Source organism: Kitasatospora sp. NPDC048545 (assembly GCF_040651155.1).
GTDB lineage: Bacteria > Actinomycetota > Actinomycetes > Streptomycetales > Streptomycetaceae > Kitasatospora.
Genome location: NZ_JBEZIQ010000007.1, coordinates 133,530 through 154,506, shown reverse-complemented (window position 1 = coordinate 154,506; position 20,977 = coordinate 133,530). Strand labels below are relative to the sequence as shown.

At 72.2% G+C, this 20,977-nt stretch carries 20 protein-coding genes and 1 tRNA gene; 4 read left to right on the top strand and 17 right to left on the bottom strand.

The window, feature by feature from the left end; genetic code table 11:
- Positions 1–18 precede the first annotated feature (18 nt).
- From AB0D10_RS09875 to AB0D10_RS09860, 4 genes are all read right to left on the bottom strand, one after another.
- Positions 19–1,011, bottom strand: a complete 993-nt coding sequence (locus AB0D10_RS09875; RefSeq protein WP_360253781.1) for an SDR family NAD(P)-dependent oxidoreductase — start codon at positions 1,009–1,011, stop codon at positions 19–21.
- A 178-nt stretch (positions 1,012–1,189) separates the two neighbouring features.
- Positions 1,190–2,716, bottom strand: coding sequence for a hypothetical protein (locus AB0D10_RS09870; RefSeq protein ID WP_360253779.1), 1,527 nt, complete (start codon positions 2,714–2,716; stop codon positions 1,190–1,192).
- Positions 2,713–4,227, bottom strand: coding sequence for a GT4 family glycosyltransferase PelF (gene pelF, locus AB0D10_RS09865; RefSeq protein WP_360253777.1), 1,515 nt, complete (start codon positions 4,225–4,227; stop codon positions 2,713–2,715). The genes AB0D10_RS09870 and pelF overlap by 4 nt, the downstream gene beginning before the upstream one ends.
- Positions 4,228–4,339: 112 nt before the next feature.
- Positions 4,340–6,673, bottom strand: a complete 2,334-nt coding sequence (locus AB0D10_RS09860) for a hypothetical protein (protein ID WP_360253775.1) — start codon at positions 6,671–6,673, stop codon at positions 4,340–4,342.
- Positions 6,674–6,941: 268 nt separating this feature from the next.
- Between AB0D10_RS09860 and AB0D10_RS09855 the strand changes: the two genes are divergently transcribed.
- Complete coding sequence (locus AB0D10_RS09855; protein ID WP_360253773.1) at positions 6,942–7,976, top strand: tyrosine-protein phosphatase; 1,035 nt, start codon at positions 6,942–6,944, stop codon at positions 7,974–7,976.
- A 9-nt stretch (positions 7,977–7,985) separates the two neighbouring features.
- Here the strand turns inward: AB0D10_RS09855 and AB0D10_RS09850 are convergent, their stop codons facing one another.
- The 8 genes from AB0D10_RS09850 to AB0D10_RS09815 all read right to left on the bottom strand — a co-directional run bounded on the left by AB0D10_RS09850 (position 7,986) and on the right by AB0D10_RS09815 (position 13,077).
- Complete coding sequence (locus tag AB0D10_RS09850; protein ID WP_360253771.1) at positions 7,986–8,921, bottom strand: RNA polymerase sigma factor SigF; 936 nt, start codon at positions 8,919–8,921, stop codon at positions 7,986–7,988.
- Between the two features lie 143 nt (positions 8,922–9,064).
- Entirely contained in the window at positions 9,065–9,847 is a 783-nt protein-coding gene (locus AB0D10_RS09845) for an RNA polymerase sigma factor SigF (protein ID WP_360253894.1), read from the bottom strand.
- Between the two features lie 406 nt (positions 9,848–10,253).
- A complete protein-coding gene (locus tag AB0D10_RS09840) occupies positions 10,254–10,547 on the bottom strand; it encodes a Dabb family protein (RefSeq protein WP_360253769.1) in 294 nt (97 codons plus the stop codon).
- 112 nt (positions 10,548–10,659) lie between these two features.
- Positions 10,660–10,824, bottom strand: a complete 165-nt coding sequence (locus AB0D10_RS09835; RefSeq protein ID WP_350519723.1) for a hypothetical protein — start codon at positions 10,822–10,824, stop codon at positions 10,660–10,662.
- Between the two features lie 449 nt (positions 10,825–11,273).
- Positions 11,274–11,363 (bottom strand) — tRNA-Ser (locus AB0D10_RS09830).
- A 93-nt stretch (positions 11,364–11,456) separates the two neighbouring features.
- Positions 11,457–11,984 carry a tRNA adenosine(34) deaminase TadA gene (gene tadA, locus AB0D10_RS09825; protein ID WP_360253767.1) on the bottom strand — a complete coding sequence of 176 codons (528 nt, stop codon included), beginning with the start codon at positions 11,982–11,984 and terminating at the stop codon, positions 11,457–11,459.
- Positions 11,985–12,012: 28 nt separating this feature from the next.
- Entirely contained in the window at positions 12,013–12,570 is a 558-nt protein-coding gene (locus AB0D10_RS09820; protein WP_360253765.1) for a tRNA adenosine deaminase-associated protein, read from the bottom strand.
- Between the two features lie 270 nt (positions 12,571–12,840).
- Positions 12,841–13,077: a hypothetical protein gene (locus tag AB0D10_RS09815; RefSeq protein ID WP_360253763.1), complete on the bottom strand. Its 237-nt coding sequence runs from the start codon at positions 13,075–13,077 to the stop codon at positions 12,841–12,843.
- Between the two features lie 163 nt (positions 13,078–13,240).
- Here AB0D10_RS09815 and upp point away from each other — a divergent pair, with 163 nt between their 5' ends.
- The gene (upp, locus tag AB0D10_RS09810) at positions 13,241–13,876 is read left to right on the top strand and encodes a uracil phosphoribosyltransferase (protein ID WP_350506235.1); all 636 of its coding nucleotides are present in this window, start codon (positions 13,241–13,243) and stop codon (positions 13,874–13,876) included.
- 100 nt (positions 13,877–13,976) lie between these two features.
- On the opposite strand, the gene AB0D10_RS09805 is transcribed toward upp, so the two are convergent.
- The gene (locus AB0D10_RS09805) at positions 13,977–14,663 is read right to left on the bottom strand and encodes a LytR C-terminal domain-containing protein (protein ID WP_360253761.1); all 687 of its coding nucleotides are present in this window, start codon (positions 14,661–14,663) and stop codon (positions 13,977–13,979) included.
- Between the two features lie 286 nt (positions 14,664–14,949).
- Positions 14,950–15,246 carry a type II toxin-antitoxin system VapB family antitoxin gene (locus AB0D10_RS09800; RefSeq protein ID WP_030061387.1) on the bottom strand — a complete coding sequence of 99 codons (297 nt, stop codon included), beginning with the start codon at positions 15,244–15,246 and terminating at the stop codon, positions 14,950–14,952.
- Positions 15,247–15,450: 204 nt separating this feature from the next.
- On the opposite strand from AB0D10_RS09800, the gene AB0D10_RS09795 reads away from it, so the two are divergent.
- Positions 15,451–17,049, top strand: coding sequence for a helicase HerA-like domain-containing protein (locus AB0D10_RS09795; protein ID WP_360253759.1), 1,599 nt, complete (start codon positions 15,451–15,453; stop codon positions 17,047–17,049).
- A gap of 3 nt (positions 17,050–17,052) precedes the next feature.
- On the opposite strand, the gene AB0D10_RS09790 is transcribed toward AB0D10_RS09795, so the two are convergent.
- Both AB0D10_RS09790 and AB0D10_RS09785 read right to left on the bottom strand, forming a co-directional pair.
- The gene (locus AB0D10_RS09790; protein ID WP_360253757.1) at positions 17,053–18,219 is read right to left on the bottom strand and encodes a hypothetical protein; all 1,167 of its coding nucleotides are present in this window, start codon (positions 18,217–18,219) and stop codon (positions 17,053–17,055) included.
- 85 nt (positions 18,220–18,304) lie between these two features.
- Complete coding sequence (locus AB0D10_RS09785; protein WP_360253755.1) at positions 18,305–19,063, bottom strand: rhomboid family intramembrane serine protease; 759 nt, start codon at positions 19,061–19,063, stop codon at positions 18,305–18,307.
- A gap of 84 nt (positions 19,064–19,147) precedes the next feature.
- Between AB0D10_RS09785 and AB0D10_RS09780 the strand changes: the two genes are divergently transcribed.
- Positions 19,148–19,666: a YbhB/YbcL family Raf kinase inhibitor-like protein gene (locus AB0D10_RS09780; protein WP_360253753.1), complete on the top strand. Its 519-nt coding sequence runs from the start codon at positions 19,148–19,150 to the stop codon at positions 19,664–19,666.
- A gap of 305 nt (positions 19,667–19,971) precedes the next feature.
- On the opposite strand, the gene AB0D10_RS09775 is transcribed toward AB0D10_RS09780, so the two are convergent.
- Positions 19,972–20,937 carry a YafY family protein gene (locus AB0D10_RS09775; RefSeq protein WP_360253751.1) on the bottom strand — a complete coding sequence of 322 codons (966 nt, stop codon included), beginning with the start codon at positions 20,935–20,937 and terminating at the stop codon, positions 19,972–19,974.
- Positions 20,938–20,977 lie beyond the last annotated feature (40 nt).

Sequence of the window (20,977 nt, the reverse complement as noted above, 5' to 3'; positions counted from 1 at the left end):
GCGAGATCGCGAAGGCGGTCAGACGTTGTAGATGTCGGTCTTGTAGCGGGCCAGGTTGGCCGGGTCGCGGAAGAACTCGATGGTCTGCTCCAGGCCCTGCTCCAGGCTGAACTGCGGGGCCCAGCCGGTGGCCGCGCGCAGCCGCGACGCGTCCGCGACCAGGCGCATGACCTCGGAGTTGGTCGGACGGATGCGCTGCTCGTCCTCCTTCACCACCAGGTCGACGCCCATCAGCTTGCCGACCAGGGTGACCAGGTCGCCGACCGAGATCTCGCCGCCGGTACCGGCGTTGAAGGTCCGGCCGACCACCGACTCGGCGGGCGCGGTGCCCACCGTGCGGAAGGCGTTGGCGGTGTCCTTGACGAACGTGAAGTCGCGGGTCGGACGCAGGTCGCCGAGGGTGATCTCGGTCTGGCCGGCCGCGACCTGGGCGATCACGGTCGGGATGACGGCGCGCATCGACTGGCGCGGCCCGAAGGTGTTGAACGGGCGCAGGGTGACGACCGGGGTCTCGAAGCTGGCGTGGTAGCTGTCGGCCAGCCGGTCCCCGCCGGCCTTCGAGGCGGCGTACGGGGACTGGGTGTTGATCGGGTGGTCCTCGGTGATCGGCACGGTCTGCGCGGTCCCGTAGGTCTCGCTGGTGGAGGTGTGCACCAGACGGGGGATCTCCAGGTGACGCACCGCCTCCAGCACGTTCAGGGTGCCGGTGACGTTGGTGTCCACGTACGAGTGGGGGGCGCGGTAGGAGTACGGGATCGCGATCAGGGCGGCCAGGTGGTAGACCGCCTCGGTGCCCTTGACCAGGCCGTTGACCGAGCCCGGGTCGCGGACGTCGCCGAGGACGATCTCGACCGAGTCCAGCACCTCCTCGGACAGGGTCTCCAGCCACCCGAAGGAGGAGAAGGAGTTGTACTGGACCATCGCGCGGACGTGGTGCCCGTCGGCGACCAGGGTCTCGACGAGGTGTGAGCCGATGAAGCCCTCGGCTCCGGTAACCGCGACGCTGCTCATGCGGAAATCGCTTTCTCGATCTGTCGGGGCGGCCGGACGCTCTGTGGTGGTCGGCCGCCGCCGGTTCGGTTGGTGACTCGGGTGGAACGGGTACGGCGGTGCACGCGAAGTGGGCGTGCGGGATATTCGAAGTGGTGCGGAGATGGTGCCGACGTGGTTCCGGCGTGGTGCGGGTGGTTCAGCGGTGCTGGGTGGTGCGGCCGAGCACGGGCCCGGCGATGGCGGTGAGGACGACGGCGGCCGCCCCGCAGCCGATGAGCTGCAGGACGATCGGGTCCGCACCGGTCAGCAGCCCGGTGCTCTCGGCACCCGCGGCGGCCAGACAGATGAGGGCGGTGCTCCAGCTGAACCCGAAGGCGTTCAGCAGCAGCGCCAGCCAGAGCGAGCCGCCCAGGAGCAGCATCGCGCCGAGCTGCGGCACGCCGAGCGTCGGGGCGCCCGGCCACAGCACGGTCGCGGCGGCGTCCAGCGCGGCCACGGTGGTGAGGTAGATGAACAGGCAGCCGAGCAGGATCCCGCCGGTGCGGCGGGTGAACTGCCCGGTGGTGTGGCTGGTGCGCAGCGCGGCCACCGCCATCGCCCGGTAGCGGAACAGCAACCACTCGGCGAGGCCGAGACTGAGCGTCAGCGCGATCATGGCCGGTCCGGTCGGCGTGGTCGGCGTCCCCTGGATGGCGTGGCCGCCGGTCTGCACCGCCTGGTGGATGGTCGCGCCCAGGCCGGCGATCAGCGTGAGCGCGCCGCAGGCCAGGCCGAACAACAGGTGCGGGACCTCCTGGCGCAGCGGCAGCTTCAGCTCGACGGACTCGCGCTCGCCACCGCGGACACAGGCCAGCAGCTCCCGGACGGAGAGTCCGACCGCCAGCAGCACCGAGGTGAGCAGCACGACCGTGCGGACCACCTGCGGGACGTCCGCAGCCAGCACCACGCCCGCACCGACCGACGCCGGTGCCAGCGACAGCAGCAGGAACTTCTCCCGCCCGAGCACCAGCAGCACGGTGGCCGCCGCCAGGTAGCAGGACTGCCCGGCGGCGAAGCACAGCGCCCCGAGCGGCCCGCCCACCACGTACGCGGCGGCGGCCGCGATCAGCGCGCCGAGCGGGGCGCCGACGGCCAGGCAGACCGCTGCCTCGCGGCGGCGGAGCCGGCCCAGCCAGCGGTACGCGCGGTGCGCCAGGGCCTGGTTGAAGCCCCAGCTGACCAGTGTCGCGATGGACAGCGCGAGCATGCCCGAGGGCAGGCCGAACCGCATCCGGGCCGTCGCGAACAGGTTGGCACCGAGCAGGTAGCCCAAGCCGGGCAGGGCGAACACCAGCCCCCGCACCACGCAGCGCCAGGGGTCGGCCCGCCAGGGGTTGGCGAACTCCGAACTCGGGCCGGGGTAGCGGCGCTGGACCTTCTCGAACAGCTCCTCGGCGACGGTGAACGCGTCGGGCCGGCCGTACAGCAGGGCCGCCTGCTCGTCCGACAGGCCGTCGGACTCCAGGAAGGCCGCGATCTCGTACGGGTGGACGGCGTCGGCGCAGATGTCCTGCAGGCGCTCGGCGAGCTCGTCCAACGGGTCCGCGGAGAGACCGAGCTGCTCCTCGGGACCGGGCTCCGGCTCCGGCGCGGCGGGCCGGCGGAGCTTGAGCGGCAGCGTGCGCAGCTGCATCGTCCGCTCGGCGCCGCCCTCGTCGGGAACGAGACGCAGGGGACCGCTCATGCGCCCACCTCGCTCGGCTCGGGCCGGGCGGCGGCGAGCTGCTGGTCCCAGTCGGGGCTGGGGACCTGGTCGGTGACGGCCACCATGCCGCCGGGCATCCAGCGCGAGGTGCCCAGGAGTTCGGTGTAGATGCCGCGGAAGCCGTCGATGTTCTGGCGGAGGGTGAACTGCTCGATCACCCGCAGCCGGGCCCCCTCGCCGAGCCGGGCGCGCCGTTCGGCGTCGCGCAGCAGCTCGATCGCGGCGGCCGCCATCGGTTCGGGCTCGCGCGGCGGGACGACCAGGCCGGTGTCGCCGACGGCCTCGCGGACGCCGCCCACGTCGGTGGAGACGGTCGCGCGGCCGCAGGACATCGCCTCGATCAGGGTGAACGGGAAGCCCTCGCTGATGCTGGAGAGCATGACCACGTTGCCCGCCGCGTACGCGTCGGTGATGTCGGCGACGCGGCCCTCGAAGGCCACCGACTCGGACACGCCGAGTTCGGCGGCCAGGGCTATGCAGCCGTCCCGGTACGCCTCGCCGCCCTTGGGGGTGCCCCCGAAGAGCCGCAGCCGCGCCTCGGGGATCTCTCGGTGGACGATGGCGAAGGCCCGGATCAGCGTTTCCAGGTCCTTGATCGGGTCGACCCGGCCGGCCCAGCTGAGGGTCGGGGTCTCGGGTTCGGGCCCGGCCGGCGGGAAGGCCGCCGGGTCCACTCCGTTGTAGACGGTGCGGATGTGCGCGGACGGGGTGCCGCCGCGTTCCTCCCAGCGCCGGTTGTACCGGTTGCCGGGGGTGACCAGCGCGGCCACCCGGTAGCTCTCCTCGGCGAGCATCCGGTAGAAGCCGAGCAGGAGGGCCTTGACCGGCCAGCGGTACGGTCCGGTGCGGTAGCCGAGGTAGCGCTCGCGCAGGTAGATGCCGTGCTCGGTGAGCAGAAACGGTACGCCGTACTGCTGGGCGGCGATCAGCCCGGGCAGGGTGGCGAGGCCGCCGCTGGCCGCGTGCGCGACGCCGTCCTTCGGCGGCTCGACCGAGAGCGGCCGCAGGGCGTGCTCCAGCAGGTCGGTCGCGTTCAGCGCGTCGTGCAGGGTGGGCCGGGAGACGGCGGTGGGCAGGTAGTCCCGCGTCCACACGTGCTGGAGGGTGCGGAGCGCTCTCTCGCTGCGCAGCGCGGGGCTGAGCAGCCCGCGCCGGCCGAGGTCGGCGAAGCCGTACAGCTCTGTGCCGAAGTGCGTGGTGTAGACCGGGTCGAGGATGGAGTGCAGGAAGCGCTCGTACGCGTTGAGGAAGCGCCGCATCTCCTTGCCGCGGGGCGGCCCGGCCTCGGAGGCCGGTCCCCACAGCGGAGCGGTCGTGACCGACCGTACGTTGGCGGGCAACTCCCAGGCCAGTGCTTCGTGGCCGGTCCCGGTGACGGCGATGACGTCGAAGTCGACGTCCGGCATGCCTTGAACGAGCTGGTCGCACCAGACACTCACGCCGCCGTGCTGGTGCGGATACGTCCCCTCGGTGAGCAGGGTGACGCGCATTCCTGTCCCCCCTCCTGTTCTTGCGTCGGTTCCGGCCTGGGTGGCCGGAACGGGAGCCGTGGCGGGGTCGGGCCGGTTCGCCCGGTCCGACCCCGCCAGCGGGTGGTTCGGGTTACCGGTTGCCGGAGCGTCCGGTGGTGCTGCTCGGCGTGGCCGTCCCCCCAGAGGCCTTGCCGTTCTTCGCCGTGCCCTTGTTATCAGCGGTCACGCCCTTGCCGGGCACCGGGGTCCCGCTACCGGGCACCAGGGACGGCGCCGGCTTGCGGGTGGTGTCGCTCGGGCCCACCGGCACCGGGGTGGCGACGCCCTGCGGGACGACCTTCTTGTCCGCCGGCACCGCGGCCGGGACGGACTTGGCCGCGACGCTCGGCGCCACGGCGGCCGGGGCGGCCGGCGCGGACGGGAGCTGCAGGGTGACGTTGCTCTGCAGGGTGCCCGGGGACACCCAGCCGGAGAGCGTACCGGCGTAGGACGAACCGAACGCGGTCGATCCGATGACCAGCTTCTGAGAAGTGCCGGTCGGCATGGTGGCCTGGACCTGAACGCCGGACGGCGCGCTGACCGTCACGGTGTTGCCGACCCGGTAGGCGGTGACCTTGCCGGCGGCGACGGCCGCGTTCCAGGCCGCGCGCTTCTGGAACTCCTGGCCGATCTCCTTCTCGCCGAGGTTGACGATCGGGGCGTTGTCGGCGTGCAGCGACCGGTAGGTGCCGAGGATCTTCTCCAGGACCGGGTAGAGGATCTTGTCCTCGGACAGGTTCGACTGGTGGATGAAGTGCGGCCGCGGGTCGTTGCTCAGCACGTGGCCGAGGTCGATCCGGGCCTCCAGCGGCACGATGTACGACTGGAAACCGGTGTTGACGTCCAGCGGCGCCGGCAGGCAGGTCGAGTTGGCGTTGTTCTCGCAGACGCCGCTGCCGCCGTTGGCCTTGCTGGTGTAGATCCAGTTGTACTCGTCGGCCTCCTCCTTCGCCGTCCCGGCGTTGTAGAAGACGTTCATCGGGTACCGCGGCACGGTCAGCGTGGACGAGCCGACGGCCCGCTGGGCGGGCTCGCGGGAGGCGTCGCTGCCGGTGAACTTGATCCCGTTGGCGGCCAGCGCCGGGGCCAGGTACGGGTTGTCGCTGGTCTCCTGCGGGGCGGTCAGCAGACCGGAGTGCTCACCGGTGACCAGGACCTGCGGGTCGACCTTCAGGCCGTTCGCGGTGGCCCAGTCGAAGTTGTTCTTGATCTGGGTGGAGATGGTGTTCTGGTCGGTCCAGACCGTGCCGCCGGAGGCGTTCTTGGTGCAGACCCACGGCACCACCGAGACGTCCTGGACGCAGCCCAGGTACGGGTGGGTGTAGGTGTGGTTGACCCAGCGGTAGCTGTTCTGGTCGGCGATCATCTGAGTCGCCGTGGGGTCCACGGTGGTCTCGTGGTCGGCCTTCCAGTCCTCGCTGCCGCCACCGTTGAACACCATGTCCAGGGTGAAGTTGTTGGCGGTCTGCCACTGCTTGAGGTACTGCGCGTCCGCCTGGGTCATCCGGATCGGGTTGGCGGTGTCCGGGGTGCCGGGCGGGCAGGTGACGTCACCGGGCGTGCACTTCAGCGCGGTGTCCCAGCGGTCGTCGGCCAGGAAGACGTCGTCCACGTGCGCCGCGAAGTAGTTGCGGTCGTAGCCGAGGTGGACGCCCTGGGTGATCCAGTCGACCATGCCGCGGGCCAGCAGGCGGTACTGCTGCTGGTACTGGTTGTAGACGAAGGTGACGACCAGTTCCTTGCGGCTGTCGTGGGTGTACTCGCCGACCAGCGACCCGCGCGAGGTGGTGCTGGGTATCGCGGCGTCGACCAGCGGGACGAAGGAGGCGCCGGCCGGGAGGCTCGCGAGCGGGGTGGCCAGGTAGCCGTAGCTCTCGCTGACGTTCGGGTCGTTGTCCTCGAACGGGACGCTGCCCTTGAGGTACCCGAACGGGCCCGAAGTTCCGGCCGCGGTGGTGGCTCCCTGGAATCCGTCGAGAGTGCCGACGAATCCGGGATTCTGGGCGTAGTTCAGCCCCACCGCCGGACTGGCCCACGTGTACGCGTCGATCTGGCGGACGTTGAAAGCGGCTTCGTAGCTCGCGATGGCCGTCATCTCGGCGGCGCTGTTGGGGAAGGGGTTTTCGTTGGGCAGCACGATGCCCTGGAACTTCCCCCGGGGCTGCCCGTTCACCGTGTCGCTCAGGAAAGCCGAGTTGATGACGGGACGGTTGGGGTCATTGAGGCTGACGACCTTGTACGGGGTGCCCTGGCTCTTCAGTTCGGCGGTGATGGCGGCGACCGAGGGGCCACCGTCGTCGACGACCAGGATGGTGAGGTCGATCCTGGGCGGCGTGGTGTCGCCGTAGGCCAGGGCGGACTGCAGGCCGCTGGCCAGCAGAACTGCCGCCGCACACGCGGCGACTCTTCGGGTCGCTCGACCCATGGTGATCCTCCCCTTGGGACAGGCGCCGCGCTGCTCGGCGCTCGCCTACCCGTGTAGCTGTTCGCGGGCAGCAGGCTGCCCGGGGCCCATCCTGGTCGAGGGTCGGCCGTGCGAGGGACCAAAAGGGCGAGAGTGCAGCGAACCTGTTACCAACGTTCATGGCGATGCCATGAAGGCGCTGATTGTGACCGGAACTGTACCGGTGGCGCAAATAATGAATTGAAAATGAAAAACCGGAAGCTGAGCGCTACACCTGGTTACCGACGGTATGGCCCTGTGGGGCGGGCGGGACACCTACACTGTCGTCGTTGCGCATGACACTCTCGCACATCTCGCCGGTCCATTGGGCAGGTTCATGCAATATCGGGCACCGCTGTGCCATGTGACAGTCCGAATATGCAATGGAGGCGTCCGCGTGACCGATCAGCAGGTGGAGTCCGGTGGAATCGGGGGCCCTCGGAATTGGGCGCCGGAACCGGAAGGAACGGAGCTGGTCGGGCGCAGTCTCGGCCTACGAGGGGCCGTCAATGCCCGTGATCTGGGCGGTTATCGGGCCGCTGACGGGCGGAAGTTGCGACGCGGAGTGGCTCTGCGCAGCGATGGCCTGAACCATGTCACCGCCGAGGACCTGGGCCCGCTCGGCGCGCTGGGGCTGCGCCGGGTGGTGGACCTGCGCAGCGCGGACGAGGTCCGCGACGCCGGTCCGGACCGGCTGCCCGGTGGCGTGACGATGCACCATCTTCCTTTGCTGGCAACGGACTTCGACATATATCTGATGATCAGGGGCGTGCTGGGCGACAGCAGCCCGCAGCGGCAGCGCGCCCTGCTCGGCGAGGGCCGGGCGGGCGCGATGATGACCGGCCTCTACCGCTGGTTCGTCACGGACCCGGTGGCGCGCGAGCGCTTCGCCGCCCTGCTGCGCCTGCTGGCCGCCCCGGAGGGCACGCCGCTGCTGTTCCACTGCTCGGCCGGCAAGGACCGCACGGGCTGGGCCGCCGCGCTCCTGCTGACCGCCCTCGGGGTGGACCGCGACACCGTCCTCGCCGACTACCTGCTCACCAACGAGCGCTCGGCCCCGGTCGTCGACCGGGTCCTGGCCGACCTCGCCGCCCGCGGCCTGATGCGCGAGCCCGAGCTGCTCCTGCCGGTCTTCCGGGCCGACCGCGACTACCTGGACGCGGCCTTCGCGGAGGTCGAGGCCGGATGGGGCGGCTTCGACCCGTTCTGGCGGGAGGGGCTCGGGCTGGACGACGACGTGCTGACCGGACTGCGCGTCAACCTGCTGGACGGCGGAGGACGCTGACCGGGCGGCTCAGCCCTCGCTGATCAGCCCCTCGCGGAGCTGGGTGAGCGTGCGGGTGAGCAGCCGGGAGACGTGCATCTGCGAGATCCCGATCTCCTCGCCGATCTGCGACTGGGTGAGGTTGCCGAAGAAGCGCAGCATGATGATCCGGCGCTCGCGCGGCGGCAGCTTGGCCAGCAGCGGCTTCAGCGACTCCCGGTACTCCACGCCCTCCAGCGCGAGGTCCTCGTAGCCCAGCCGGTCGGCCAGCGGTCCGTCGCTGTCCTCCTCGCCGGAGCCGGAGTCGAGCGAGCTGGCGGTGTACGCGTTGCCGACCGCGAGGCCCTCGACCACGTCCTCCTCGCTGACGCCCAGGCAGACGGCCAGCTCGGCGACGGTGGGGGAGCGGTCCAGCCGCTGGGACAGCTCGTCGCCGGCCTTGGTGAGGGCCAGCCGCAGCTCCTGGAGCCGCCGCGGCACCCGGACCGACCAGCTGGTGTCCCGGAAGAAGCGCTTGATCTCGCCGACCACGGTCGGCATCGCGAAGGTGGGGAACTCCACCCCGCGCTCCGGGTCGAAGCGGTCGATCGCCTTGATCAGGCCGATGGTGCCGACCTGGACGATGTCCTCCATCGGCTCGTTGCGGCTGCGGAAACGCGCCGAGGCGTACCGGACCAGCGGCAGGTTGAGCTCGATCAGGGTGTCGCGGACGTAGGTGTGCTCGTCGCTGCCGGGCTCCAGCGCGGCCAGCCGCAGGAACAGCGAGCGGGAGAGCGTCCGGGTGTCCAGCCCGGCGCCGGGCTGCGTCACCGGTGCCGTGTCCGGACCGGGCGGTGCCACCGGCGCCGCGTCGGGGCCGGGCGGCCCGGCCGGTTCGATCCGCTGCCGCGGGACCAGGTCCTCGGCGACGGCCGTGCCGCGGGCCTGACCAGCGTGGATCTCCGCAGTGCCCAGCTCTCCGGACATGCACCCACCCCCTCGTGACTGACACTTGAACGGGGGCCCTCGCGCGGAGGTTCCCGGCAGGGCCCTCCCCCTCCATACCGGAACACGGTGCACGGCAAACCCGAACGTCGCAAGATGTCACGCGGGGGTAACGCGCTGCAATCTCACTCTTCCCATGAGTTGCCGGTCCGGAGCCGGGTGAGGATCCGCGAGAGCAGCCGTGAGACGTGCATCTGGGACATCCCCAGTTCGGTGCTGATCTGGGACTGGGTGAGGTTGGCGAAGAACCGCAGCATCACGATCCGGCGCTCCCGCTCGGGGAGTTGGACCAGCAGGTGGCGGACCATGTCGCGGTGCTCGACCTCGGCCAGCGCGGAGTCCTCGTAGCCGAGCCGGTCGAGCAGGGCGAGCCCGCCCTCGTGCTCCTGGGCGGCCTCCAGGGAGGCCGCGTTGTACGCCCGCCCGGCGTCCAGGCAGGCCCGGACGTCCTCCTCGGGGATCCGCAGGCTGGCGGCGATCTCGGGGACCTTGGGCACCCGTCCGTGCAGCACCGTCAGCTCCTCCATGGCGCCGCTGACCTGGACCCACAGCTCCTGGAGCCGGCGCGGCACGTGCATGGTGCGGACGTTGTCCCGGAAGTAGCGCTTGATCTCGCCCAGGATGGTCGGCAGCGCGTAGGTGGGGAACTGGACGCCGCGGCCGGGGTCGAAGCGGTCGATCGCGTTGATCAGGCCGATGGTGCCGACCTGGACGACGTCCTCCATCGGCTCGCTGCGGCTGCGGAAGCGGGTGGCCGCGTAGCGGACCAGCGGGATGTTCACCTCGATCAGGGCGGCCCGGACCCGCTCCCGCTCGGGGGCGTCCGGGGGCAGCTCGGCGAGCCGCTCGAACAGCACTCGGGTCAGCGTCCGGACGTCCACGACGGGCCTTCCGCCGGGGCCGCGCAGGCCGTCCGGGCGGAGCTCGCCGGCCGGGCTGATGATCGCAGCCAGCACCTCGTCCACGGACACGTCACCCCTCCCAAAGTCGACAACGGCGGGCCCTGCGGATCGGGTGTCGCGGCTGGTTCATCACCTGGCCATGTCCGGCAAAACCGGTCATAGCATCACAAGGTGGGCACAGGTCGGGCAAGCACCCGGTGGAGGTGTGTTGGTGGGGCGTTCAACCTTCGCGGGGGCCGCCGGTGAGCTGTGGCACGGGTCGTTCCGGGACGGAGCAAGGCGCCCCGTCCGGAGGCCGGACGGGGCGCTGCGGTCCGTCCGGGGGAAAGCCGCGGGACGGACTCGGGGCGGACGGGGGTCCGGCCGGGTGGTCTGCCGGGTCCGGCCGGGCGTGACCGGGCCGGACGGGGGCTCAGACCTCGATGTCGGCGATCACCCAGGTCGCGAACTCGCGCCACTGGCCGGCCGCGGCCTGGTGGGCCGGGTGGGTCAGGTAGGCCTGCAGGGCGTCGCGGTCCTCGACCAGGCTGTTGATGGCGTAGTCGTGGGCGATGTCGCGCTCGGTGGTGTTCCAGCCGCACTCCCACTCGCGAAGCTCGGGGATGACCGCGCCGAGTTCGGAGAACGCCTTGGCGCCGGCGAGCGCGCGCTCGTCGTCCTTGCTGACGCCTTCGTTGAGCTTGAACAGGACCAGGTGCCGGATCACGATTGCCGCTCCTCGCGGACGGGGGCTGGGGGTCCCGCCCACCGTAGCCGGTGGGCCGGCGCCGGCGGACGGCCGTCCGCCGGCCGGGCGGTGGCCACCCGGCCGGGCCGGACTACTTGATCAGCCCGGTCATGAAGGTGCCGACCGCCTTGGCCGCGTTCGAGATGCCCTCGAACCCCAGCTGGACGAGCTCGGCGGACCGGGCCGGCGACGTGATGATCGAGTAGAGCACGAAGACGAGCAGGAGGACCATGCCGATCTTCTTCGCCTGCGCCATCGGGTGACCTTCCTCCCAGCGGTGGGCCGCCGTCATCCGGTCCCCGAGCGGCCTGCAGGGGGCAGCTTATCCACCCGGACGGGCTATCAAGTGTGCGACGCGTTCGGCCGGCGGGACGAAGGTCCCCGCGAGTGGGGCCTTTCTCCGGGTGCCCGGCCGGGAACCGGGCGGCAGGATGGATGACGTACCGAGGATCTGGCAGGAATCCCCGGTGCGTGGATCCGGAGCTCCCCGCTGTGGGACCGGCCGCCGCGGCTTCCCCCCGGCGCGGCGCCGGTTGTGGGACTCCGCAGGGGGAGCGGTCAGTCCCCCCGAGCCGCTCCCCCCTCCAGGCTCCGTACGGACCGGGCACCGGTGGTCATCGGCCCGGGGTGCGGAGCCCTTTCCGCGTCCGAGGGTGCGCGGAAACGCCGAGGGCCCGTCCGGATCGGACGGGCCCTCGGGCTTTCTGGCGGTAGCGGTGGGATTCGAACCCACGGTGGAGTTGCCCCCACACACGCTTTCGAGGCGTGCTCCTTTGGCCGCTCGGACACGCTACCGAGGGGAACTCTACCGGACGGGTGGCTCGGGGACGAAATCCGTATCGGGACGGCCGTCGGCGGGGCTGCGGGCGGCGGGGCGGCGGGCGGGGTTCAGCGGTGGGTGTCGAAGAACGCCCGCAACTGCGCGCCGCACTCCTCGGCGAGGACGCCCCAGATCACCTCGGGGCGGTGGTTGAGCCGGCGGTCGCGCATCACGTCGAAGAGCGAGCCGGCCGCGCCGGCCTTCTCGTCGAGGGCGCCGTAGACCACCCGGTCGATCCGGGAGAGCACGATGGCGCCGGCGCACATCGTGCACGGCTCCAGCGTGACGACCAGGGTGCAGCCGGAGAGCCGCCACTCCCCGACCGCCGCGGCCGCCTGTCGGATCGCCACCACCTCGGCGTGCGCGGTCGGGTCGCCCACCGCCTCGCGCTCGTTGTGGCCGCGCCCGATCACTTCGCCGTCCGGGCCCAGGACGAGCGCCCCGACCGGGACGTCCCCGGTGGCCGGCGCCAGGGCGGCCTCGGCGATGGCGAGGCGCATCGGCGCCGCCCAGCGGTCGCGGACCGGGTCGGGGCGGACGGGGGCGGGCAGCGGGGGGACGAGCGGGACGGTCTGCGCGGTGGATGCGGGCTGCATGGCATCCAGTGTCGGGTATCCGGCGGTCCTACCGGACGGCCTCCAGGACCTCGCCGCAGCCCAGGGCCTCCGCGATCTCCTCCAGGGCGTCGCCCGGCACCGCGCCCTCGCCGCTGAGGGCGAGCAGCGCGTCGGAGGCCAGGCCGAACTCGGTGAGCAGGTGCGCGTCGCCGAGCGGGCCGACCGGGACCCCGCCGTTCGGCGCGGCGTCCTCGTTGTCCTGGTCCTGCGTCTCCTCGTCCTCGTCCAGCAGGTGGTCCAGGTCGCCGAACTCGCTCTCGCCGGCCTGGTCGACCAGCTCGTCGGTGAGGACGGAGCCGTAGGAGCTGCGGGCGGCGGCGGCGCCGTCCGACACGAAGATCCGGGGGTCGTCCTCGCCGTCCACGCGGACGACGGCGAACCAGGAGTCCTCCTGTTCGATGAAGATCAGGACGCTGTCGTCGTCCTGCGCGGAGTCACGGGCCAGGTCGGTCAGATCGGCCAGGGTTTCGACGTCGTCGAGTTCCGTCTCGCTCACATCCCACCCGTCCTCGGTGCGAGCAAGCACTGCAGCGAAGTACGCCACCAGGGACACTCCCAAGATCATCGGTCTCGGCTGTCGGCGCGCTCGGGCAACGCGGAAATCTGGCCGCCCCCGCGCCAGAGGCGGTCCGCTCTTCGGACCGTCCCATCGGAATCGTGACAGAAAGCCCGCCCTTGCGGGGGGTGTTCGGCAGCGCGTCTTTGCAGGTCGTGTCGGAAGGGCCGGGCGGCGGAGGGCGAACCCGCGCGGGGACGGTCCGAAGGCGGTCGAAATTTGCTCCGAGCGCCCGTCGGGACCGGCGGCGGCCCGCTCCGGACCCCGGCCGGGGGCCCGTCAGATCCGGAAGGTTCGCATCCGCATCGCCTCGCGCATCCGCCGTTCCTTGGTCCGTCGCGGCTGGACCCGCTCCCGGAGTTCGCGCGCCTCGGTGAGTTCGCGCAGGAAGACGGCCCGCCGCTTGCGGCGCTCCGCCTCGGTCTCCGGAGGGTCGTCCGGCGGGCCCGGGCGCGGGCCCGCCCCGCCGCCGGGCTCGTCCGCCGAGCCGTCCCCGGCCTTCGGGTTGCTCGTCATAAGACGTGACATTCCCAGAACGGCCCGGTTGATACCACAGCAGACGCTTCCGTCCGGACATTCACCCGTTGTCACGGCGTGTCACAGTGGTGTCACCCGGTCCGGCGCCCGGGTCGGGCACGGCGTGTCGTACAGGCGTCCAGACCCGGGCTAACCTCGGTACATGCGTCTCCACGTCGTCGACCACCCCCTGGTCGCCCACAAGCTCTCCACCCTGCGCGACGAGCGCACCGACTCGCCGACCTTCCGTCGCCTGACCGACGAGCTGGTGACCCTCCTCGCCTACGAGGCCACCCGGGACGTCCGCACCGACGAGGTGGAGATCACCACGCCCGTGGCGGTCACGCTCGGTACCCGGCTCAGCTACCCGCGCCCGCTGGTCGTCCCGATCCTGCGGGCCGGCCTCGGCATGCTGGACGGGATGACCCGGCTGCTGCCGACCGCCGAGGTGGGCTTCCTCGGCATGGTCCGCAACGAGGAGACCCTGGAGGCCTCCACGTACGCGACCCGGATGCCGGACGACCTCTCCGGCCGCCAGGTCTACGTGCTCGACCCGATGCTGGCCACCGGCGGCACCCTGGTCGCCGCGATCAAGATGCTGATCGAGCGCGGCGCCACCGACGTCACCGCCGTGGTGCTGCTGGCCGCCCCCGAGGGCGTCGAGGTGATGCGGCGGGAGCTGGCGGACCTGCCGGTCACCGTGGTCACCGCCGCGCTGGACGAGCGGCTCAACGAGAACGGCTACATCGTCCCCGGCCTCGGCGACGCGGGCGACCGGCTGTACGGCACCGCGGGCTGAGAACCCGCGGAGAACGACAGAGGGCCCTCCGGCGCGTTGCCGGAGGGCCCTTCCGTTCGTCCCGGGTGTTCCGTCGTCCGGGGTTCCGTCGTCCGGGGTGTCAGCAGCTGCCGCTCGCGGTCGGGGTGGGGGAGGGCTTGGTGGCGAGGGCGAGCGCGGCGGCCGCCTGGGTCTCGTCCAGCAGGGCGTTGTAGCTGTCGCCGATCACGAAGTCCACGCTGGCGTCGGTCCGGGCGTCGGCGGTGACGGTGGCCCCGGCGATCTGCGAGCCGACCAGGGTGCCGGCTCCGGCGCCGGTCGGGCCGGCGATCACCTGGGCGGTGCCGGGCACCTTCTTGTCCAGCTCGGCCGGGGCGTTGCCGACCTTGCCGATGGTGAAGCCGCGCTTCTTGAACTCCTCGGCCGTCCGCCCGGCCAGGCCGGCCTTGGTGGTGGCGTTGTAGATGTTCACCGTGACCGCGGCGGCCTGCGGGACGGCGTGCGGGTCGCCCTGGGCGGCGGGTGCGCCGGAGGCGGCGGGGGCGCCCGGGGTGGCGCCCGCCGTCGGGGCGGCCAGCGGCTTGCCGGACGGGGCCGCGCAGGCCTGGGCGGAGGAGTTCTTGTTCTTGCCCGTGAAGATGTCGTACAGCTGGACGCCGCCGAGGGCGATCAGGGCCAGGGTGAGCAGGCCGACGAGCGCGGCGATCACCTTGCGGCTCTTCTTCGGGGGCCGGCCCAGCCGTGGGTAGGAGTTGCCGGTGATGCGGTACTGCTTCCCCTTGAGGCCTTGGGGAGTCAACATGCTCATGGTTTGTCTCCCCCTCGTACCGGGGCGGGGTCGGGATGACGGGTCGGCCGGGCAGGGGCGTCCCCCGGTGCGGGTGGATCCCCTGGTCGCAGCCGTAGTCAGCAGCGTAGTGCCGTACAGCTGTGAAGGTACTAAACGATCATCATTTGGAGTACCCCGGTACCCGAACGGGGGTACCGGGGTACGCGTGGACCGCCCGCCGCCGGGCTCGGCGAGGGGGCGGTCCGGAAGTCCGCGGGGGTGCGACCCGCCCGGTGCGGGCGGTCCGTCGCTCCGTTTCGGTCCGTCACTCCATTTCGAGGACACGGGCGTGCAGCACCTGGCGCTGCTGCAGCGCGGCCCGCACGGCCCGGTGCAGTCCGTCCTCCAGGTAGAGGTCGCCGTGCCACTTCACCACGTGGGCGAAGAGGTCCCCGTAGAAGGTCGAGTCCTCGGCCAGCAGGGTTTCGAGGTCGAGTTGGCCCTTGGTGGTCACCAGCTGGTCGAGCCGCACCGGACGCGGGGCGACGTCAGCCCACTGTCGGGTGCTCGTCCGGCCGTGATCCGGGTACGGCCGCCCATTGCCGATGCGCTTGAAGATCACACGGAAAGCCTACCGTTTGGGCGGCGAATGGCGCAGCAGCCGCGACGCCGCCACGCGCGTCGGCGTGAACTGCGTGTGGACGAATGCGGTTGTTTGATGGGAAATGTCGCGAACATCGCCCGGAGAGCGATGTGGCTCCGATTCCGATGCCGATGCGTTCCGAAGCGTTCTGAAGCGTTCCGATCCGCCCAGGAGTGTGCACCGATGTCCTCCGCCCCCACCCCGCAGGCCGTCCGGGAGATCGCCGACGGGTACGCCTTCACCGGGCCCGCCCTCGACCTCGGTGCGGTGCTGCTGGACGGCACTGCCTACCCGGACGCCCAGGTGCGCATCCCGCTGGGCGTGCTCAACCGGCACGGACTGGTCGCCGGGGCCACCGGCACCGGCAAGACCAAGACCCTCCAGCTGATCGCCGAACAGCTCTCCGGGCAGGGCGTGCCGGTCTTCCTGGCCGACATCAAGGGGGATGTCTCCGGTGTCGCCGCGCCCGGCGTGCCGAGCGAGCGCACCGGCGCCCGGGCCGCCGAGGTCGGGCAGCAGTGGACGGCCCGGGGCTGCCCCGCCGAGTTCTACTCGCTCGGCGGACAGGGCGAGGGCATCCCGGTCCGGGCCACCGTCACCAGCTTCGGGCCGCTGCTGCTGTCCAAAGTCCTCGATCTGAACGAGACCCAGGAGTCCTCGCTCGGCCTGGTGTTCCACTACGCCGACGGCAAGGGCCTGGAGCTCTACGACCTCAAGGACCTGACCGCGGTGATCGCCTTCCTCGCCTCGCCCGAGGGCAAGGAGGAGCTGAGGACCATCGGCGGGCTCTCGGCGGCCACCGCCGGGGTGATCCTGCGCGCGCTCACCGTGCTGGAGAACGAGGGCGCCGGGGCGTTCTTCGGCGAGCCCGAGTTCGACACCGCCGAACTGCTGCGGACCACGCCGGAGGGCGGGGGCGTGGTCTCGGTGCTGGAGCTGCCCGCGGTGCAGGACCGGCCGCGGCTGTTCTCTACCTTCCTGATGTGGCTGCTCGCCGACCTCTACCAGGAGCTGCCCGAGGTCGGTGACCTCGACAAGCCCAAGCTGGTGTTCTTCTTCGACGAGGCGCACCTGCTGTTCAAGGGCGCCTCCAAGGCCTTCCTGGAGGCGATCACCCAGACCGTGCGGCTGATCCGGTCCAAGGGCATCGGCATCTTCTTCGTGACCCAGACGCCGCGGGACGTCCCGTCCGACGTGCTGGCACAGTTGGGCAACCGGGTGCAGCACGCGCTGCGCGCCTTCACGCCGGACGACGCCAAGGCGCTCAAGGCCACCGTCTCGACCTTCCCGCGCTCCTCGTACGACCTCGGTGCGGTGCTGACCTCGCTCGGCACCGGAGAGGCGGTGGTGACCGTCCTGTCCGAGAAGGGCGCGCCGACGCCCGTCGCGGCGACCAGGCTGCGGGCACCGCAGTCGCTGATGGGGCCGATCGAGGCGGGGGCGCTGCGGGAGGTCGTGGACGCCTCCGCGCTGACGGCGCGCTACCGGGACGCGATCGACCGGGATTCGGCGTACGAGAAGCTGGCGGCGCGGGCGCCCCGGCCGGAGGCGGTGTCGACGGAGCCGGGCACCCCGGCACCCGGTCCGTCGGCCCCGGGGCAGGGGTCGGAGCCGGCCCCGGAGCGGCGGGAGCCCCGGCCGGCGGAGAAGGAGGGCGTCGGCGGTCTGCTCGGGTCGCTGCTGAGCAATCCGACGGTGAAGACCTTCGCGCGCTCGGCCGGGCGGCAGCTCGGGCAGGAGATCTCCCGCAGCCTGTTCGGGACGTCCAAGCGGCGGCGGTGAGGCTCAGCCGGAGAGGGCCGCGCCGATCCGGTCGAGGGAGGACAGGCGCATCAGGCCGTAGTGGTAGAACTCGACCTCGGGGACGCCGAGTTCGCGCAGGACGGTGATCTTGGCGGCGAGGTTCTCCGGGCCGTCGCAGTCGGAGGACATCGGGCGCAGGATCACCGCCAGGTCCTGCGGGTGGACGCCGTGCAGGGCGAAGGCGGCGATCTTCTCCCGGACCCCCTCCGGGGTCCGGGCGTAGCCGAGCGTCTCGATCCCGTCGGCGGCCTTCGCGAGGGCGGGCAGGTCGATCCCGGAGAGCCAACCCTTGCCGGGGCCGCCGCCGTCCATGAAGCTCAGCCGCATGCCGTGGCGGCGGGCCTGCTCGGACAGCTCGGCGGCCAGCGAGGTAACGGTGGCGGCGGAGGCGTCCACGTACGCGGCGAAGGCGCCGTCGGCGAGGGCGGTCAGGTCGGCGGGCTCGGCGGCGGCGGACTCGTCGGCCAGGCGGTGGCGCACTTCGGTGCGGACGGCCCCGGACACCTCCTCGGCGGGGACGCCCGCGGCGGTGGCGGCGGCGCGGCAGTGCGGACAGAAGCAGACCCCGAGCAGCGCCTCGGTGACCGGGCCCAGCTCCTCGAAGTAGCGCTCGTGGTGGTGGCCGTGGCGCAGTCCGTGGAAGTGCAGCGACTCGGCGCGGACGGCGTCCACGCCGTACCGGGCCAGTTCGGCGACCAGGGTCAGCGCGTACGCCCGGACCTCGGGGTTCGCCGGGCAGAGCTCGGTGAGGTGGCGGTCGCCGAAGGCGTTGGCCGGGGCACAGTCGGGGTGGACGAAGCCCAGCCGGTCGTTGTGGCAGAACACCGTCCAGGCGTGCAGCTTCAGGCCGCGGCGGCGGGCCTCGTCGGCGGCCTCGGCGAAGGGGTCGCGGTCGCCGATGGCGGTGGACGGCGCGGGCACCAGGCGCCGGCCCCGCCAGGCCGCCGGGTCGGGGCGGAAGTACGCCGCGCCCGGCTCCAGATGGCGGACCACCCGGTGGGGGTTGTGCGGGAAGACGTCGCGGGCCTCGTGGTAGACGGAGGCGAGGGTGACGCCGCCGACCCCGGCGCGGTCGGTGAGGTTGCCGAAGAAGGTGTCGGGGCCCTCGTCGAGCAGGTCGGTGGCGAAGGCGAGGACGGACGACTCCACGGTGCGGCTCCGGGGCTGGGGGCTGGTGCGCCGTTCACGCTAGCCGCAGGGGTGGGATTGGTCTATACCTGGCGGTCCGAGCGGGCTACAGGCCCAGGTCGTCCAGCTCCTTGAGCAGGGCGGCGTTGGGGCTGCCCGGGTCGGCAGTGGCCGTTTTGGCGGTGCTACCGGCGGCGGCCCTCGGCCCGGCGGAGGGCGCGGGCACCGCCCCCCGCTCGGCCGGGGCGCCCGGGCGCGGGGTGCGGCTGCGGAAGATCCAGGCGCCGGCCAGGCCGCCGATCAGACCGCCGAGGTGCGCGGACCAGCTGATCCCCGGGGCGACGCCCGGCAGCGCGGCGGTGACCATGTAGGCGAAGGAGGCGCCGAGGACGACGCCGATCAGGGTGTCGATCAGGTTGCGGTCGAAGACCCCGCGCAGCACCACGTAGCCGAAGTAGCCGAACACCACGCCGCTGGCCCCGGCGCCGACCGAGTGCGGGCTGTCGAAGACCCAGGCCGTCAGCTCGCTGGTCAGTGCGACCAGCAGGGTCAGACCGAGGAACTTCCTGACGCCGCGGTAGGCCGCCAGGAAGCCGAAGACGAACAGCGGGCCCGAGTTGGCCTCCAGGTGGGCCCAGTTCCAGTGCAGGAAGGGCGCGGTGACGATGTTCGGCAGCCGGCTCACGTCCTGCGGGACGACCCCGAACCGCCGGCCGAGGTCGTAGTCGTCCATCCAGTTCACCAGCTGGATCAGCCAGATCGCCGCCAGGACCCCGACCATGGTGAAGAGCGCGCGACGGGCGTCCGCGATCATCGTGGCGGGGTCGAGCGCGGTCGTCGCGGGGCTGCGGTCGTTCGAGGCCATGACCACGACTGTAGGGGCGCCGGGATCGGACGTGCACCCCATTACAGTGACCGGTGTCATTCCCGTCGCGAGAGGTGACCACCCATGAGCAAGCGTCCGCCGCTGCCGTACGAGTTCCTGCCGCAGGTGCCGTCCTTCGAACTGAGCAGCCAGGACATCGCCGAAGGCGGCACGCTGGCCGCGGAGTTCATCCACGCCGGCGGCAACCTCTCGCCGCAGCTGGCCTGGTCGGGCCTGCCGGAGGGCACCAGGAGCATCGCCGTGACCTGCTACGACCCGGACGCGCCCACCGGCTCCGGCTGGTGGCACTGGCTCGCCCTCGGCCTGCCCGCCGACACCGCCGGACTGCCGCGCGGCGCCGGCTCCTCGGACGACGACCTGCCGGGCGCGGCCTCCTTCCACGGCCGCAACGACTTCCCGGGCACCAAGTACGACGGCGCCGCCCCGCCGCCCGGTGCCCCGCACCGCTACGTCTTCGCCGTGCACGCCCTGGACGTGGAGAAGCTGGACGTCACCGCCGACACCCCGGCGGCGCAGATCGGCTTCCACCTCACCTTCCACACCCTCGGCCGCGCGCTGCTGACCGCCGAGTACGGGGTCTGAGGTCCGGTACCGGCATCGGGCCGGACGGGGAACCGGCCGTCCTCCGGTAGCCCGACGGCGAGCCGGTCCGGTCCGGTCCGGTGCGGTCCGGTGCGAGCGGGAGGGCGGCGACGGTTGCCGGGTGGTCCGCCGGGAGCGGGTCAGCGCCCTCGGGGAGCTCGACCGAGGGCGGGCGTACGGCCGGGACGGCGTGCTGCGGTTTTCGGCCGGGCAGCGGCCGGTACCCGGTCGGGGCATGGGGCCGGGGCCGGGTCCGGGTCCGGGTTCGGGGCGGCCGGGGCGGGGCTGCCGGCCGGGGCCGGGGGTCAGTCGGCCGGGCCCGCCGCGTGGGCGGCGCGCGCGGCCAGCCGCCGGAGGTGCTCGCGCAGCTGCGGCGGCTCGTGCACCTCGAAGGCGCGGTCCAGTGACAGCAGCCGCATCGCCGTCCACTCCAGCGAGTCGGAGCGCGAGCGCAGCCGGCAGCTGTGTTCGTCGAGCGGTTCGATCTCGGAGTCGCCCGGTTTGAAGCGCTGCCGGACCAGTTCGGCCGGGGCGTGCACGGTGGCGACCACGGTGCCGCTCGGCGAGGGGCGGCGCAGCTTGCCCGCCACGTACGCGGCGGCGTCCTCGGCGGGCAGCGGGCGCGGGGTGAAGCGGGCGCCGGTGGCGAAGGGCTCACTCAGCCGGTCGACCCGGAACAGCCGCCAGTCCGCGCGGTCCAGGTCGTAGCCGACGAGGTACCAGCGGCGGCCGACCGAGACCAGCCGCTCGGGTTCGACGAGTCGCCTGGTGCCGGTGCCGTCGTAGGAGCGGTAGGCGAAGCGCACCCGTTCGTGGTTGGTGACGGCGCCGGCGAGCAGGGTGAGGTCCTCCGGGTCGACGGTCGGGCCGTCCCCGGTGAGCAGCGGCACGGTCGCGGTGTTGAGCGCGCCGACCCGGTGCCGGAGCCGGCCGGGCAGTACCTGGAGCAGTTTGCCGAGGGCCCGGACCGAGGCCTCCTCGATGCCGACCACCGCGTGCCCGGCGCCCGCCCGCAGCCCGACCGCGATGGCCACGGCCTCCTCGTCGTCCAGCAGCAGCGGTGGCATCGCGGTGCCCGCGACCAGCCGGTAGCCGCCGACCGCGCCCATGGTGGCCTGCACCGGGTAGCCGAGGTCGCGCAGCCGGTCGATGTCGCGCCGGATCGTCCGGGGGCTGACGCCCAGTCGCTCGGCGAGCTCGCTGCCGGGCCACTCCCGCGGGGTCTGGAGCAGGGACAGCAGGCCGAGCAGGCGGGCGGGGGTGTCGGTCATGCCGACCAGCATGCCGGATGAACTGGGACAGTATCTGACC

Coding starts and splice junctions, on each gene's coding strand:
- AB0D10_RS09875 (WP_360253781.1), bottom strand. CDS start 1,011: ATGAGCAGCGTCGCGGTTACCGGAGCCGAGGGCTTCATCGGCTCACAC.
- AB0D10_RS09870 (WP_360253779.1), bottom strand. CDS start 2,716: ATGAGCGGTCCCCTGCGTCTCGTTCCCGACGAGGGCGGCGCCGAGCGG.
- pelF (WP_360253777.1), bottom strand. CDS start 4,227: ATGCGCGTCACCCTGCTCACCGAGGGGACGTATCCGCACCAGCACGGC.
- AB0D10_RS09860 (WP_360253775.1), bottom strand. CDS start 6,673: ATGGGTCGAGCGACCCGAAGAGTCGCCGCGTGTGCGGCGGCAGTTCTG.
- AB0D10_RS09855 (WP_360253773.1), top strand. CDS start 6,942: ATGGCCCTGTGGGGCGGGCGGGACACCTACACTGTCGTCGTTGCGCAT.
- AB0D10_RS09850 (WP_360253771.1), bottom strand. CDS start 8,921: ATGTCCGGAGAGCTGGGCACTGCGGAGATCCACGCTGGTCAGGCCCGC.
- AB0D10_RS09835 (WP_350519723.1), bottom strand. CDS start 10,824: ATGGCGCAGGCGAAGAAGATCGGCATGGTCCTCCTGCTCGTCTTCGTG.
- tadA (WP_360253767.1), bottom strand. CDS start 11,984: ATGCAGCCCGCATCCACCGCGCAGACCGTCCCGCTCGTCCCCCCGCTG.
- AB0D10_RS09820 (WP_360253765.1), bottom strand. CDS start 12,570: ATGATCTTGGGAGTGTCCCTGGTGGCGTACTTCGCTGCAGTGCTTGCT.
- AB0D10_RS09815 (WP_360253763.1), bottom strand. CDS start 13,077: ATGACGAGCAACCCGAAGGCCGGGGACGGCTCGGCGGACGAGCCCGGC.
- upp (WP_350506235.1), top strand. CDS start 13,241: ATGCGTCTCCACGTCGTCGACCACCCCCTGGTCGCCCACAAGCTCTCC.
- AB0D10_RS09805 (WP_360253761.1), bottom strand. CDS start 14,663: ATGAGCATGTTGACTCCCCAAGGCCTCAAGGGGAAGCAGTACCGCATC.
- AB0D10_RS09795 (WP_360253759.1), top strand. CDS start 15,451: ATGTCCTCCGCCCCCACCCCGCAGGCCGTCCGGGAGATCGCCGACGGG.
- AB0D10_RS09785 (WP_360253755.1), bottom strand. CDS start 19,063: ATGGCCTCGAACGACCGCAGCCCCGCGACGACCGCGCTCGACCCCGCC.
- AB0D10_RS09780 (WP_360253753.1), top strand. CDS start 19,148: ATGAGCAAGCGTCCGCCGCTGCCGTACGAGTTCCTGCCGCAGGTGCCG.
- AB0D10_RS09775 (WP_360253751.1), bottom strand. CDS start 20,937: ATGACCGACACCCCCGCCCGCCTGCTCGGCCTGCTGTCCCTGCTCCAG.